16 protein-coding genes are annotated in these 14,227 nt (G+C 45.9%); 15 read left to right on the forward strand and 1 reads right to left on the reverse strand.

Annotation, left to right across the window (positions count from 1 at the left end):
- Positions 1 to 151 precede the first annotated feature (151 nt).
- From WA407_RS11700 to WA407_RS11715, 4 genes are all read left to right on the forward strand, one after another.
- Positions 152 to 2,521, forward strand: coding sequence for an endonuclease MutS2 (locus WA407_RS11700; protein ID WP_336077406.1), 2,370 nt, complete (start codon positions 152 to 154; stop codon positions 2,519 to 2,521).
- A gap of 58 nt (positions 2,522 to 2,579) precedes the next feature.
- Positions 2,580 to 2,993, forward strand: coding sequence for a DUF350 domain-containing protein (locus tag WA407_RS11705; RefSeq protein ID WP_013309402.1), 414 nt, complete (start codon positions 2,580 to 2,582; stop codon positions 2,991 to 2,993).
- 54 nt (positions 2,994 to 3,047) lie between these two features.
- Positions 3,048 to 3,755 (forward strand): hypothetical protein, encoded by a 708-nt coding sequence (locus WA407_RS11710; RefSeq protein ID WP_336077407.1) that lies wholly within the window; start codon positions 3,048 to 3,050, stop codon positions 3,753 to 3,755.
- A gap of 116 nt (positions 3,756 to 3,871) precedes the next feature.
- Entirely contained in the window at positions 3,872 to 5,125 is a 1,254-nt protein-coding gene (locus WA407_RS11715) for an MFS transporter (protein ID WP_254327703.1), read from the forward strand.
- Positions 5,126 to 5,197: 72 nt separating this feature from the next.
- On the opposite strand, the gene WA407_RS11720 is transcribed toward WA407_RS11715, so the two are convergent.
- Positions 5,198 to 6,436: an NAD(P)/FAD-dependent oxidoreductase gene (locus WA407_RS11720; protein WP_336077408.1), complete on the reverse strand. Its 1,239-nt coding sequence runs from the start codon at positions 6,434 to 6,436 to the stop codon at positions 5,198 to 5,200.
- A 114-nt stretch (positions 6,437 to 6,550) separates the two neighbouring features.
- Between WA407_RS11720 and WA407_RS11725 the strand changes: the two genes are divergently transcribed.
- From WA407_RS11725 to WA407_RS11775, 11 genes are all read left to right on the forward strand, one after another.
- Positions 6,551 to 6,787, forward strand: a complete 237-nt coding sequence (locus WA407_RS11725) for a hypothetical protein (protein WP_061829136.1) — start codon at positions 6,551 to 6,553, stop codon at positions 6,785 to 6,787.
- Between the two features lie 31 nt (positions 6,788 to 6,818).
- Complete coding sequence (locus WA407_RS11730) at positions 6,819 to 7,205, forward strand: spore coat protein (protein ID WP_029516490.1); 387 nt, start codon at positions 6,819 to 6,821, stop codon at positions 7,203 to 7,205.
- Between the two features lie 143 nt (positions 7,206 to 7,348).
- Positions 7,349 to 7,849 (forward strand): Lrp/AsnC family transcriptional regulator, encoded by a 501-nt coding sequence (locus WA407_RS11735; RefSeq protein ID WP_013370105.1) that lies wholly within the window; start codon positions 7,349 to 7,351, stop codon positions 7,847 to 7,849.
- A gap of 12 nt (positions 7,850 to 7,861) precedes the next feature.
- Positions 7,862 to 9,073 (forward strand): aminotransferase class I/II-fold pyridoxal phosphate-dependent enzyme, encoded by a 1,212-nt coding sequence (locus WA407_RS11740; protein WP_061829137.1) that lies wholly within the window; start codon positions 7,862 to 7,864, stop codon positions 9,071 to 9,073.
- Positions 9,074 to 9,187: 114 nt separating this feature from the next.
- A complete protein-coding gene (locus WA407_RS11745; protein WP_061829138.1) occupies positions 9,188 to 9,394 on the forward strand; it encodes an aspartyl-phosphate phosphatase Spo0E family protein in 207 nt (68 codons plus the stop codon).
- Between the two features lie 101 nt (positions 9,395 to 9,495).
- Positions 9,496 to 10,065 carry a hypothetical protein gene (locus WA407_RS11750; protein ID WP_069291480.1) on the forward strand — a complete coding sequence of 190 codons (570 nt, stop codon included), beginning with the start codon at positions 9,496 to 9,498 and terminating at the stop codon, positions 10,063 to 10,065.
- A gap of 18 nt (positions 10,066 to 10,083) precedes the next feature.
- Positions 10,084 to 10,647, forward strand: coding sequence for a cob(I)yrinic acid a,c-diamide adenosyltransferase (locus WA407_RS11755; protein WP_336077409.1), 564 nt, complete (start codon positions 10,084 to 10,086; stop codon positions 10,645 to 10,647).
- 21 nt (positions 10,648 to 10,668) lie between these two features.
- On the forward strand, positions 10,669 to 11,628 hold the full coding sequence (locus WA407_RS11760; RefSeq protein WP_336077471.1) for an RluA family pseudouridine synthase: 960 nt from the start codon (positions 10,669 to 10,671) through the stop codon (positions 11,626 to 11,628).
- A gap of 43 nt (positions 11,629 to 11,671) precedes the next feature.
- Positions 11,672 to 12,037, forward strand: a complete 366-nt coding sequence (locus WA407_RS11765) for an arsenate reductase family protein (RefSeq protein ID WP_069291482.1) — start codon at positions 11,672 to 11,674, stop codon at positions 12,035 to 12,037.
- Positions 12,038 to 12,109: 72 nt separating this feature from the next.
- Positions 12,110 to 13,006, forward strand: coding sequence for a 5'-3' exonuclease (locus WA407_RS11770; RefSeq protein WP_336077410.1), 897 nt, complete (start codon positions 12,110 to 12,112; stop codon positions 13,004 to 13,006).
- A gap of 232 nt (positions 13,007 to 13,238) precedes the next feature.
- The gene (locus WA407_RS11775) at positions 13,239 to 14,117 is read left to right on the forward strand and encodes an ROK family protein (protein WP_336077411.1); all 879 of its coding nucleotides are present in this window, start codon (positions 13,239 to 13,241) and stop codon (positions 14,115 to 14,117) included.
- Positions 14,118 to 14,227 lie beyond the last annotated feature (110 nt).

Here is a 14,227-nt window from a genome sequence, read left to right on the forward strand (position 1 = left end):
GAATAACCTCCTTTGTTTTTTGAATTTACAGGGTTAGACAAAGGTTAGTGTGTGGCATGAAGAGCTTTCTTATGTGTAAAAGAGAGTTGGCAAATAGCGTAAGTTTGCTGCTTTCGGTATAATATAGATATATGTGAAAGGAGTAGTGAAGTTGGACTCTAAAATTTTTAAAACCCTTGAATATCAAAAAATTCTAAATAAACTAAGTCACTATGCTCAAACGGCAACGGGACAACAGACAGCCCTTCAACTACAGCCCAGCGATGATTTGGAGCATATCAAGAAAATGTTGAAAGGTACGGATGAGGCCTATGCTGCTGATCGACTCAAAGGAGTGCCTTCATTTAACGGAGTAGTGGATATCACTCCGGCAGTGAAGCGTGCCCGTATTGGCGGAACGTTAAGCCCGCAGGAGTTGCTTGGCATTCGGACAACAGTTCAGGCCGCACGCCGTATACAGGTATACGTGGCAAGTTTGCATGAGGAAAATCCTGTCGAAACATTGCTGTATTGGAGCGAGCAGCTTTCGGAGCAGAGAGGTTTAGAAAACTCCATTAAAGGCTGTATTGATGAAAATGCAGAGGTGCTGGATTCTGCCAGCACAGAGCTTTCTCAAATCCGTCGGGAGCTGCGCTCGGGAGAAGTGCGTATTCGTGAAAAGCTGGATTCCATGATTCGTTCCTCAACTGTATCCAAAATGCTTCAAGATCAGTTGATAACGATTCGTGGAGATCGGTTTGTGATCCCAGTTAAGGCCGAATACCGTTCTTATTTTGGCGGAATTGTTCATGATCAATCCGGGTCTGGTGCAACATTGTTTATCGAGCCTGAATCCATTGTAGCCATGAACAATAAGCTGAGGGAAACAAGGCTGAGAGAAGAGCGTGAAATTGAAGTCATTTTACAAAAGCTGACCGCACTTGTCGCAGAACAAGCAGATATGTTGCTGTATGATGTGGACATATTGGGTAATCTTGATTTTATTTTTGCAAAAGCGCGTCTCGCCCGTGAAATGAAGGCAACCTTGCCTTTAATGAATGACCGCGGATATTTGAAGCTGAAAAAGGGCAGACATCCTCTAATTCCGTTGGAGCAGGTTGTTCCCATTGATGTGGAGCTGGGCAATTCATACACCTCCATTATCGTTACCGGACCGAACACAGGGGGGAAAACCGTTACCCTGAAAACCATCGGCCTACTTAGTTTGATGGCGATGTCTGGACTGTTTGTACCTGTTGAGGATGAAAGCCAGCTGTGTGTATTTGATGCAATCTATGCCGATATTGGTGACGAGCAGAGCATTGAGCAAAACTTGAGTACATTTTCCAGTCACATGACCAATATCATTAGCATCCTGAAAAATATGACGCCCAAAAGTCTTGTATTGCTTGACGAAGTGGGGGCAGGAACGGACCCTGCGGAAGGTTCGGCTCTGGCTGTATCCATTTTGGAGCATATACATGCCATGGGTTGCCGCATGGTTGCCACGACTCACTATAGTGAATTGAAGGCGTATGCCTATGAGCGTAAAGGAATTATTAATGCAAGCATGGAGTTTGATGTCGCTACATTAAGCCCGACTTACCGCCTTCTGGTCGGTGTACCCGGACGAAGTAATGCATTTGCCATTGCCGAGCGATTGGGATTGCCAGGGCGTATTTTAGACTATGCCCGTGGTGAGGTGACGGAAGAAGACCAGCGCGTCGAGCACATGATCGCGTCACTGGAGCAGAACCGTTTAACCGCTGAGCAAGAACGGGAAAAAGCGGAGCAGCTGCGTAAGGAAATGGAAGCATTGCGTAGCCGTCATCAGACGGAGTTGGATAAGCTGGAGTCCCAACGGGACCGTATGCTGGAAAAAGCTGAGGACGAAGCAAGAGTTCTCGTGGATAAGGCTCGTAGTGAAGCAGAGAAAATCATTACTGATTTGCGTAAATTGGCTCAGGAAGAAGGGGCCTCTGTTAAGGAGCATAAGCTGATTGCAGCTCGCAGAGAATTGGATGAGGCTGAACCGAAGCAACGCAAGAAAAGTACCGTCAAACGCCCGGCCGCTACACGTACTCGTTCTATCATGGCTGGCGATGAAGTATCCGTTCACAGTCTGAATAAAAAAGGCCACGTGGTTGAACTGTCCGGTACCAAGGAAGCTGTGGTTCAACTGGGGATCATGAAGATGAAAGTCAGTCTGGATGATCTGGAACTACTGCAACCTGCCCAAGCAACGACTCCAAGAGTTCAAAAACCAGTGACTGGCGTTAAGCGGACACGGGATGATAACGTACGAAGTGAACTTGATCTTCGGGGGGCGAACGTCGAGGAAGCCTTGATGGAAGTGGACCGCTTCATGGATGAAGCGTTTCTGGCCAATCTGGGTCAGGTACACATTATTCATGGCAAAGGTACGGGTGTCCTGAGAACCGGTATTCAGGAGTACCTCCGCAAGCATAAACATGTGAAAAGCTACCGTATCGGTAATTACAATGAAGGCGGCACAGGCGTAACAGTTGCTGAATTGGAATAGCTATGGGTTGCCGGCTTTGCCCGGGAACGCTTGGTAGAACGGGAGGGACGAAGTGAAGATGGCGATTGATGAATTGCTGTCACATCCGTTGGGGATGATGCTGGGTTATTTCTCGGTGGCGGTGCTGGAGCTAATTGTATTTTTGTCGTGTTTTGAGCTGGTAACCCGCTATAAATGCTGGGAAGAGATCAAGCGCGGCAATGTTTCGGTAGCCATGGCTACGGGAGGGAAAATGTTCGGTATTTGCAACGTGCTCCGCTTTGCGATGGAAGCCAAATCTAGTGTGTATGATACGATGATTTGGTCGTTCGTTGGCTTTTTACTGCTACTTGCGGCGTACTTTCTTTTTGAGTTTCTAACACCGGTATTTTCTATCGATCAACAGATTAAAGAGGATAATCGTGCTGTCGGCTTGTTCTCCATGATTATTTCCATATCTTTATCTTATGTGATCGGTGCCAGTGTAACTTGACACATCTTGTATACTAGAGCCTGGTATACGCTTGGAACGGAAGGATGATAAAGCTTGGAAATGACTATTTGTCCATGGTGTAACATGGAAATTATTTGGGATGAAGAATTAGGACCTGAGGAAGAGTGTCCTTATTGCCATAATGATCTGAAAGGGTACTCTGACATCACCGATGATGAAGATGAGTCTGTTTCTCCACCTGTGCATAGACATGCTGGTGAGCATGGACATGAAGAGACGAAACATGATCATGTGGCTTCTGTAACCCCGGTGCCCCACCCTCATGGAAAAGAAGACCTGAAGGGTTATCGTACATTGAGTATTCAGCTCGGTGATGATGAGGAGCAGGATATTTTATATGAGGCAGAGGATGAAATCGTAGTTGAAAAACCGGTTGATGCACCGTTGTTGCAGGATAATGAGCTTCATAAGCTGCCTGTGCTGCATACTTTGCAAAAATTCGAAGAAAGTGGTGCGGATCTGATGGCTTATGAACATGGCGCTGAACAAATACTCGACAGACAAGATGAGGTTCTTGAATGTTCCCAATGTGGAGAGTACATGCTGCATGCGGGTTCGCAAACCGTAACCAGAGAAGGCTTTGAACCGTCGATGTCTCCAGCGCTTGGCAAGCCTGTTCTGGATTTGCCGTTCGTCTTGAATGTTTATGTGTGTGCTAGCTGCTTCCATGTACAGCAGACACTATCAGAGAATGACCGACTGCGGATGCTGGAGAAGCTCAGCGGTATTTCCAACAATTAAATAGCAATCCCCCGGATAGGCCCAAGCTCAATACGGGCATCTTAAATCGAATAAATCTTTGAACAAGCTGGCTTGAAATAAGCTGATTGGTGATTTTTCGGTTAGGGGGAACTGCATTGAAATCAAACCTGAACGGACAATCCATTCTGCTATTAAGCTTGAATGGATTGTTTGTGTTTGCAGCAGCATTGTCAGGCACATTTCTTAACGTGTATTTGTGGAAAAGCAGGCAGGATTACGCGATGATCGGCTGGTTTAATGTCAGTCAACAAATTGCACTGGGAATTATGGTCTGGGTGGCTGGAAAGTGGGTCAAGGAACATAATAAAATGAATGCCTTGCGCGTGGGGACCGCATTATCCGGCCTATTTTATCTGATCGTGTTATATACGGGACCGCAGGCTGTGAACTACATATGGCCGCTCGGGATGTTGCTGGGTGCAGCATTAGGTTTATTCTGGCTGGCGTTTAATGTGATTTTTTTCGAAGTCACGGATCAGGCAAGTCGTGATCATTTTAACGGTTGGGTGGGTCTGCTAGGCTCGTTTTCCGGTATAGTGGGACCTTGGCTGTCCGGTTGGATTATTGCCCGTATGGAGGATGACGCAGGTTACCGCGTGATATTCAGTATTTCCTTGGCCTTTTATGTCGTAGGAGTGGTGCTTAGTTTCTTTCTTCGCAAGCGTAAGCCGACAGGAAATTACAATTGGAAGGAGCCCAAGCAGCGATTGTCACAAAAAGGGAGTATGTGGCGTCCGTTGTCGTTATCACTTGTTGCCCAGGGCATCCGTGAAGGGGTATTTGCCTTCCTGATTACGCTGCTCGTGTATGTAGCTACTCAACAGGAATGGAAGCTGGCGCAGTTTTCACTTATTACATCGGCGGTTTCATTTTTCAGCTTTTGGGCTGTCGGAAAATGGCTCAAGCCACACTATCGTTCGGCGGGTATGCTTTTGGGTGCTGTGTTGTTAGTGATCGCGCTTTTACCGTTATTGTGGCGTATGGAGTATAGTACACTACTGATTATGGGGATCGGCACCGCTTTATTTATGCCCCTGTATTTAATTCCCATGATTTCTGCCAGCTTTGATTTAATGGGTACGAGTAAAGGAGACGCCAATCAGAGAGTGGAACTGGTTGTACTGCGCGAACTATGCTTAATGGTAGGCCGATTGACCGGAACACTCATTTTCTTGGGTGTCCTAAGTATCAGCAAGGCTCCTACGGCGATGATCTGGTTGTTGATTGGACTGGCATTGATGCCAGTGCTCGGATGGTTTTTTATGCGAAGTGTGCTGAAAATGGAACAAAAGACAAAGCAGAGCCAGTCTCATTCCCACGCACGACGCTTGCACAAGCAAACCGAATAGTCTGAAAATATATTTAAAAAGACCTCCAGACCCACTTAAAGGGAAAGGAGGTTCTTTTTTTGTTTCCACACGTTAAACCATCGGTTCCGTTGTTTCGGGCGAGGGTTTGGTAGTACGGGTCAGAGAATAAAGCTCCATTTCAGGTCGATGTGTGCCCGTCAGTTCATCAGCCAAAAGTTGTGCGGCCATCATACTCGTGACTGCTCCATTTCCCCCGTAACCTTCCAAAAAGTAGCAGTTGGGAAAACGCGGATGTGGACCAATATACGGCAAACCGTCTTGAGAGGAGCCGAATACAGCAGCCCATGCAAAGTCGATCTGAAATGGTATACCCGGAAAAAATTCCCGTAATGTTTGTAGCAGCTTTTGCTGTTGGTGCAGCAGCCTGACTTCACGTTGATTGGCGTCCAGTACAGGTTCGTCTAAACCACCAATAATAATGCGTCCTTCCGGTGTGGAGCGCATGTATAGATAAGGACGAGCGGTTTCCCAGATGAGACACTGTTCATGCCACAAGGGTGTATCTCCGATTGGATTGGTGGCGATAGCATATGAGCTTTCCAGAACGGCTCCACGGTCTGTTTTAATCTCTTGTGTTTCATAACCTGTTGCAAAAATGATTTTTTTCGCTCGGATAATTCCACCGTTGGTATGACAAACAACTTCATTTTCGTTAAATTCTAAATGCTTGGCTTCCGTATGCTCATATAAGCGAACACCAAGACGGCTGGCAGATCGCAGCAGTCCTTGGGCGAACAAAAATGGATTAACCTCGGCATCTTCGCGTGTATATAAGGCTGCTGGTTTTCGGAAAGGAAATCGGGCAGCAATCTGTTGATCATCCCAGTATTCGACGGGAAATCCAAACTGGGTTAGCTGTTTGTACTCTTCCTGAAGTGTCTGCACATCCTCCGATGTACTTGCATAGTACAGGCTACTTCGGCGTGAAAAAGACGGATCAATTTCCAGCGTGGTAGACAGTTTTTCCAACTGATCCAGAGCATCTTTACTCATACGGTAAAACAGTACACCGTTCATTTCACCAAACGTATTGATGAAGGAAGTTAAGGTCTTATCATTGCTATATTGCAGCAGTCCGTTATTGGCTGAAGAACTTCCATGTACTAGCTTGCGTTTGTCAATAACCACGGCGTCTACCTGTCGTTCTCCCAACAGTCGGGAGCAGATGGATCCACCCATGCCGCCACCTATGATCAATACATCACAATTTAAATCCTCTGCCAAAGGCGGGAAATCCAACATTTTCTCCAAGGTACTGGGCCAATATGTATTCCCGCTTATCAATTCCATATAAATAGCACTCCTCATAAGGTAATATGTAATATTTCTTAGGTGTACATAGTATTTCGCCAAACGGACAAGATAACCAGCGTGCAACAAAACATTCAAGGAGGCACAGAGATTATGCAATCTACGAACATGCAACCCTTGTCAGGCAAAGAGCTGGAGTACATCGTGGACTCCATTTCCAATGAAGAACTACTACTCAAACAAAGTGCGGCGACAGCGGCTTCTATTCAGCACCCAGCCATCCAACAAGCCTGTTTGCAACTGGCAAGAACTCATGAGCACCACTTGAATCTGCTTTCTAATGCTCTTCAACAGCATCAGCAGCTTGCCCCAATGCAACCGCAGCAGTAATTTGGATTTACAATAAAGGAGGTTTGACAGAATGTATTCACAAAACAATATGTCATTTATGCCCGAAGAAGATTTGCTCTATACTATTCTTGCTGATATGAAACGTACGGTGCGCGAGTACACAACGGCGACGACAGAATCCAATTGTCCGTCTGTGCGTCAGATGTTCACCGACCTTACGAATGATACATTGCGTCTGCAAGGTGATTTGTATCATCTGATGAGCCAAAACAATATGTATGCCACTCCGACTAAAGCACTGCGCATCGATTTGGACAAACAGATTCAAGAAGCTCGCAAGACCCAACAAGAATGCCAACAGTTCATTCAGCAAAAATCGGCATCCGCGGGAGTATATGGCCAATCTATGCACCAGCAAGGCCAGTCTACTCATCAAAACAACCCTTATTATATGTAAACGGGATTTTTCGTTTTTGAAGCAGATTCCCATAACAGCCGTCCATCTGCCGGGTTTACCGGAGTGGACGGTTTTTCTTTGCAGGTTTAAAGTGCGTATTGTATGATGTATAGTAATCTCTTTCGATGGAGGCCTTATGTAGAATGACAGAACTGAATGAATTGAAATTAAAAGTGCTGGAATTGTTAAAAGAAGATGCAAGAAGAACACCGACTCTATTAGCTACTATGCTGGGGGTTGACGAGCAGGATGTTCGCACCTCAATTAAAGAGCTCGAAGACCAACATGTGATCGTCAAATACGCCGCTGTAGTCAATTGGGACAAAGTCGACGACGAAAAGGTTACCGCTTTGATCGAAGTACAGATTACACCTGAGCGTGGAAGAGGCTTTGAAGGGATTGCAGAACGGATTTATTTGTATCCGCAAGTTAAATCGGTCTATCTCATGTCTGGAGCATACGATTTGCTGGTAGAGGTTGAAGGCCGCAATCTCCGTGAGGTTGCTAATTTTGTGTCGGAAAAACTGTCGCCTATTGATTCGGTCTTGTCTACCAAGACTAATTTTACGCTTAAAAAATACAAGCAGGACGGAATTATCTTTGAAGACCATCAGGAAGATAATCGTCTGATGATTTCGCCGTAAAGGAAGATCATGATGAATCTCAAAACAGAAGCATTTACCGACAGTAACAAAGCCATGAGTTCCTATTTGTCCCCGTTGGTGCGCGAGATCCCATCTTCGGGTATTCGTAAGTTTTTTGACTTGGTGGGTGGCAACAAGGATATTATTACCCTTGGTGTGGGCGAACCGGATTTTACAACCCCTTGGCATATGCGGGAAGCCTGTGTCTATTCATTGGAGCGAGGTTTTACCAGCTACACGTCTAATGCGGGAACGCCAGAACTGCGTGAAGCGATTAGTGATTATCTGAATGAGCAATTTGAAGTCCGTTATGATCCCAAAAATGAGATTATCGTGACCGTTGGGGGAAGCGAGGCGATTGATCTTGCTTTGCGTGCTTTAATTGTACCTGGCGACGAAATTCTCGTGCCCGAGCCATGCTACATTTCATATTCTCCAATCACTTCGATTGGAGGCGGGATTCCAGTAGGTATTGAAACATTTGCTAAGGATGAATTCAAGCTGACGGCTGAAGCACTGGAGGCAAAAATTACACCTAAATCCAAGGTGTTGATTTTATGCTATCCGAGCAATCCAACTGGGGCTACGATGACTTATGAGGATTGGCTTCCGATTGCCGAAGTCGTGGAAAAACATGATTTGATCGTCATTTCTGATGAAATTTATGCTGAATTGAATTATGGAGAAAAGCATGTCAGTTTTGCCGCTATGCCTGGTATGATGGATCGTACGATTCTCGTCAGTGGTTTTTCCAAAGCCTTCGCCATGACAGGCTGGCGTATTGGATATACATGCGGGCATCCAGATCTAATTGCCGCTATGCTCAAAATCCATCAGTACACCGTAATGTGTGCGCCTTCTATGGGTCAAGTTGCGGCACTGGAAGGCTTGCGGAATGGTTTGGGTGAGAAAGATCGTATGGTAGAAGCCTATAATCAGCGTCGCCGTCTGATGGTTGAAGGGTTCCGGGAAATCGGCCTGGAGTGCCATGAGCCAAGAGGGGCTTTTTACGTTTTCCCTAGTATTCAAAGCACGGGACTCAGCTCAGATGAATTTGCACAGCGTCTTTTGGCAGAGGCTAAAGTTGCGGCTGTACCGGGTAATGTGTTCGGTTTGGGAGGCGAAGGCTATCTTCGTTGCTCATACGCGACTTCTGTTGCTCAGCTGACGGAGGCACTGGATCGGATTGGTCATTTTGTAGAAAAAGTAAGAAAAGAAGGTTAAAATTATTTTTTTATGGGTAATTCATAAAAAATAGTCTTTTATTTCTAAATTTCTATGCTATAATTTGAAATCGGAAGCAGGAAGTTCAATTTTTCAATTGTAGGAGGAATGCTCATGTCATATGTTGGATATAATTCATCTAGTTCAATAGGATACGACATTTCCCTGGAAGATGAAATTTTGTTCCTGCGCAATGAGATGATGCGGACGTTTCAGGAAGAGCAGTCCTTCACCTCTGATCTTGTTATTCAGATCAGTTGCAAGCTCGATTTGAAAATCAATGAATATATGAAGCTGTATGGTACGGAATGCAAGGTTTAACCGTATGAAGTCAGCCAAATGTAAGAAGAAGGCCGTCGGGCCTTCTTTTTTTGCGTTCACAACTTATGATATATTAATGGCATGGAAGAGGGGGCGTACATATGAGAGCAGGGCTAAAAAGGCTATCGCCATGGATCATCGGAATGCTTGCACTTGTATTATTGGCTGGATGTGGGGGACGGGACAAGGACAGCTTCTCCATTTTTATTATGGATAAAGGGGATGCTTCAGTCATCCGTGAAGAGCTGGCACAAAAGCTTAAGGATAAGCTGGGCGAACAGGCTCCGACTATTGAGATTTCAGTCAGTCCGCTGTATAACCAGCAGAAGCTGGTTGTAGAATATGCGGCCGGGGAGCATGATCTGTTTCTTTTGCCGGAAGAGGACATGAAGCTGTATGGACAGAATGGCTCGAATCTGCCGTTAGATGATGCTTTTGACAAGAAGACGTACGCTCGGGGCGTGTTCGAGGGCGGCGTATTTAAGAAGAAGGGGCAGGAGGAAGAAGGATCAGATGTAAGCAAGGAAACTCATTTGTTCGGAATTCCGGTGGAGCAGATGAAGATGTTTAAGGAGCTAAAATATAACTCCAAAACATTATTTGCTACCGTGCCGCCTCGTACAAGCAATAAGGAAGAAGCCATCAAGGTGCTGAAAGCACTTACGGAATGATAAAGGAGATGGAATGAAATGGGCATATATACTAGAACAGGTGATGAAGGACAAACTTCTGTGATCGGCGGTCGAGTGTCCAAAGATGATGATCGTGTGGAGGCATACGGTACAATTGACGAGCTGAACAGCTTTGTAGGACAAGCGATCAGCTTTGCCGAAGGGAAAGAGTTTACGGATATTCGGACTCAATTGGAAGAAATACAGCAGGAGCTGTTTGATTGTGGTTCGGATTTGGCGTTTGTTAAAATTAGTGAAAGCAAATATAAGGTGAAAGACGAGCTGGCAGAGCGTCTGGAAGGCTGGATTGATGCATGTCAGGAGGAAAATCCGAAGGTGGAGCGTTTTATTATACCGGGTGGTAGCACATTATCCTCAACGCTTCATGTTTGCCGTACAGTTTGCCGACGCGCGGAACGCCGTGCTGTTACACTAGGTAAACATACGGACATTAATCCGGCGGTACGTCGGTATTTGAACCGCCTTTCTGATTATTTCTTTGCCGTCGCTCGCACGGCGAATGTCCGTCAAGGCGTGCCCGATGTCGAATATGTGCGCAGCAAAAAAGTGTTCCGCAAATAAGGAGGCAACCGGGAATTTGTGATGAGCTTGTATTATGAACCTATCGTATATACGATCCCTCCTGAGGAGGAGGGCATGCTGTTGAAGACTATTTTACAAAAACGTATGAACATTTCTCGAAAGTTAATATCCAAACTCAAGCTGACCGAGCAAGGCATTATGCTGAACGGGACACGTGTGTACATCAGCGTAAAGGTGAAGTCCGGGGATCGAGTAGAAATTCGTATGGAGCGCGAGCGTTCTGATGATATTTTACCTGAACCCATTCCTTTTGAGATATTGTTTGAGGATGAACATCTGTTAGTGGTGAACAAGGCGGCGGGCATGATTGTCCATCCGACTCACGGTCATTACACAGGAACGCTGGCTAATGGGGTTGTGCATTATTGGCAGGCCAAGGGAGAACTGTTCCGGTTTCGTCCTGTTCATCGTCTTGATCAGGAGACGACGGGTGTGCTGGTAGTAGCCAAAAATCCGTATGTACACCAGCATATTTCTGAGCAAATGATTGCGGGAACGGTGGATAAGCGCTATACAGCTCTGGTGCATGGACGGCCTGAGCTGCAGGAAGGAAAGGTAGACGGACCGATTGACCGCAACCCGGATGATCCGCATTTACGTATGGTGACCCCGGATGGTTATCCTGCCCTTACGCTGTATAAGCTGGAGGAAGTGTGGAACGGGGGAAGCCGTATCGGACTAAAGTTGGAATCCGGGCGTACGCACCAAATTCGAGTGCATATGACTTATATCGGTTGTCCGTTGATCGGAGATAAAATGTATCGGATTACACCCGATGACGCTGCGCAACGTGAGCGATATGATCAGCTTGATGCCAGGATGCCTCGACAGGCTCTGCATGCCTCAGAGCTATCCTTGGAGCATCCTGTTACCGGGGAGCGGCTGACGTTCTATGCTCCGCTGCCTGAAGATATGGCTGGAATGCAGGAGCTATTAAGAGCGCAATATCTTTCAGAATAAAATATAAATAAGCGATGAAAACCAAATGGAGGTTAATCTAGCGATGAGCCAACTGAAAGTATATCAGTATTCTAAATGCAGTACCTGTCGTAATGCAGTGAAATGGCTGCAAAACAAGGGACATGAGACGGAACTTATTCCTATTTTTGAACAACCGCCCGGCCCGGAGGAATTGGAAGACTTGATTCGCAAAAGCGGGCTGGAGCTGAAAAAGTTTTTCAATACAAGCGGTGAGGTGTACAAAGAGTTAAAGCTGAAAGATAAGCTTGGAGACATGAGCCGTGAAGAGCAAATTTCGCTTTTATCCTCGAATGGAAGATTAATCAAACGCCCGATTGTAACCGACGGTAACAAAGTAACGGTAGGATTCAAAGAGGAAACATTTGAGGGCACATGGGGAGCTCAATAACGCCCAATTTACCCCCACGATATGTTATACTGTGGGGGTTAAATATTATGATGAATGGGAGCAATACAATCTGTGACACAACGCAATGAACAATCCGTAATGCTGGTTGACGGCATGGCCCTGCTATTTCGCGCTTATTATGCAACCGCCGCAAACGGTTATATCCGTCGTACAAAAGCTGGAGTGCCAACGAACGCCATATATGGTTTTATTCGATATTTTTGGGATGCAGTCCAAACATTTAATCCTACACACGTCATTTGCTGCTGGGATATGGGCGGAACGACATTTCGTGGGGAACATTTTGCTGCGTATAAGGGAAACCGAGCCGACGCACCAGATGATTTGATTCCCCAATTTACATTGATTCGGGAAGTGACGGACAGCCTCGGCATTCCCAACATTGGAGCGGAAGGTTTTGAAGCCGATGATTGTATCGGTACGCTTGCACGCCATTATTCGCAAAATGAGGACATGGATGTAATGATTCTCTCGGGAGATCATGATTTACTTCAAATAGTGGATGATCGGACACGGGTCATTATTATGAAAAAAGGGCACGGCAATTATATGGTATACACCCCGGAGACCCTGCTGACTGAAAAAGGGCTTAAGCCACGCCAAGTGGTGGACCTTAAAGGCCTGATGGGGGATGCAAGCGATAATTATCCAGGAGTACGAGGTATTGGTGAGAAAACGGCACTCAAGCTGGTGCAGGAATACGACTCTATTGAAGGCATTCTGGAGAATTTGGATCAATTAACACCCTCGGTCCGTAAAAAAATCGAGAGTGATTTGGATATGCTGCATCTTTCACGCAAGCTTGCTGAAATTCACTGCGGTGTACCTGTAGCATGTGCTTTGGATAGTTGTCTGCTGACGCTGGATCACGTGCAAATTGTAGACAAGTTTGAGCAGCTTGAAATGAAAAGCTTGTGTACATTGATGGGTGTCGCAACCGGATCATAATGAAGCTGTTAGGCTTGATACGGACAATTACGGACAATTTAAGTGAAGTAAGTTTATAGGGATGCTGACGCTGGGTGCGTTAGTGTCCTTATTTTTATACCGTTATGTCAAGGGAGTTGTATAGTCATGTGAAGGATTATATACAATTGCGATAAGGGGATTGACCTCGGGCACATTTCAGGTGAATATAGTGGAGAGAGAACCGGATTATTGAAAGGGGACAACAGCAACTATGACAGTATTGGGAGCAATTGAGGCAGGCGGTACCAAATTTGTATGTGGAATTGGCAACGAACATGGGGAGGTACTGGAACGAGCAAGCTTTCCAACGGCCACCCCAGCAGAAACAATGGAGAATGTCATCGCATTTTTTGAAGGCAAGGGCATTGAAGCATTGGGTGTAGGCTCGTTCGGGCCGATTGATCCTATCGAAGGCAGTGATACATATGGCTATATTACAACAACGCCAAAGCCACATTGGGGAAATTACAATTTAATTGGCAAACTGAAACAGCATTTTGACGTGCCTATGGGGTTTGACACGGATGTGAATGGAGCAGCACTTGGTGAGTCTATTTGGGGTGCCGCCAAGGGATTGGACAACTGTCTGTATATTACGATAGGTACAGGCATCGGGGCAGGTGCTTTGGTTGGTGGAAAGCTGATACATGGATTATCCCACCCAGAAATGGGGCATATTCTGGTACGTCGTCACCCAGAAGATACTTACGAGGGGACATGTCCTTATCACGAAGATTGTTTGGAGGGACTGGCAGCAGGTCCTGCGCTCGAAAAAAGATGGAAGGTTAAAGGACATGAGCTTTCTGTCGATCACGCAGCCTGGGAAATGGAAGCGTACTATCTGGCACAGGCTTTAATGAGCTATGTATTAATCCTGTCACCGCAAAAAATTATTATGGGCGGGGGAGTGATGAAGCAGGACCAACTGTTCCCGCTCATTCGTACCAAGCTTCAAGAACTTTTGAACGGATACGTACAGCATTCGAGTCTGACAACAGATATTGAGCAATATATCGTATCTCCGGGATTGGGTGACAATGCTGGATTGTGCGGTGCTCTGGCATTGGCAAAGGAAAAGCTGAATCATTAGAATTTATGGTTGACGGCACTCCAAGGTACGGTTATTATATAGGCAACAGCATAGTACGGCTCAAAAAGGGAAGCACCTTTCTTGCGAATACGCAGGATAGGTGCTTTTTT

Source organism: Paenibacillus sp. 203 (assembly GCF_037027525.1).
Lineage (GTDB): Bacteria > Bacillota > Bacilli > Paenibacillales > Paenibacillaceae > Paenibacillus > Paenibacillus polymyxa_B.

Excerpts from the sequence above, each read along its gene's own strand:
- WA407_RS11725 (WP_061829136.1), top strand. The coding sequence starts at position 6,551 with ATGCAATCTACGAACATGCAACCCTTGTCAGGCAAAGAGCTGGAGTAC.
- WA407_RS11745 (WP_061829138.1), top strand. The coding sequence starts at position 9,188 with ATGTCATATGTTGGATATAATTCATCTAGTTCAATAGGATACGACATT.
- WA407_RS11740 (WP_061829137.1), top strand. The coding sequence starts at position 7,862 with ATGAATCTCAAAACAGAAGCATTTACCGACAGTAACAAAGCCATGAGT.
- WA407_RS11730 (WP_029516490.1), top strand. The coding sequence starts at position 6,819 with ATGTATTCACAAAACAATATGTCATTTATGCCCGAAGAAGATTTGCTC.
- WA407_RS11755 (WP_336077409.1), top strand. The coding sequence starts at position 10,084 with ATGGGCATATATACTAGAACAGGTGATGAAGGACAAACTTCTGTGATC.
- WA407_RS11705 (WP_013309402.1), top strand. The coding sequence starts at position 2,580 with ATGGCGATTGATGAATTGCTGTCACATCCGTTGGGGATGATGCTGGGT.
- WA407_RS11750 (WP_069291480.1), top strand. The coding sequence starts at position 9,496 with ATGAGAGCAGGGCTAAAAAGGCTATCGCCATGGATCATCGGAATGCTT.
- WA407_RS11760 (WP_336077471.1), top strand. The coding sequence starts at position 10,669 with ATGAGCTTGTATTATGAACCTATCGTATATACGATCCCTCCTGAGGAG.
- WA407_RS11765 (WP_069291482.1), top strand. The coding sequence starts at position 11,672 with ATGAGCCAACTGAAAGTATATCAGTATTCTAAATGCAGTACCTGTCGT.
- WA407_RS11720 (WP_336077408.1), bottom strand. The coding sequence starts at position 6,436 with ATGGAATTGATAAGCGGGAATACATATTGGCCCAGTACCTTGGAGAAA.
- WA407_RS11735 (WP_013370105.1), top strand. The coding sequence starts at position 7,349 with ATGACAGAACTGAATGAATTGAAATTAAAAGTGCTGGAATTGTTAAAA.
- WA407_RS11775 (WP_336077411.1), top strand. The coding sequence starts at position 13,239 with ATGACAGTATTGGGAGCAATTGAGGCAGGCGGTACCAAATTTGTATGT.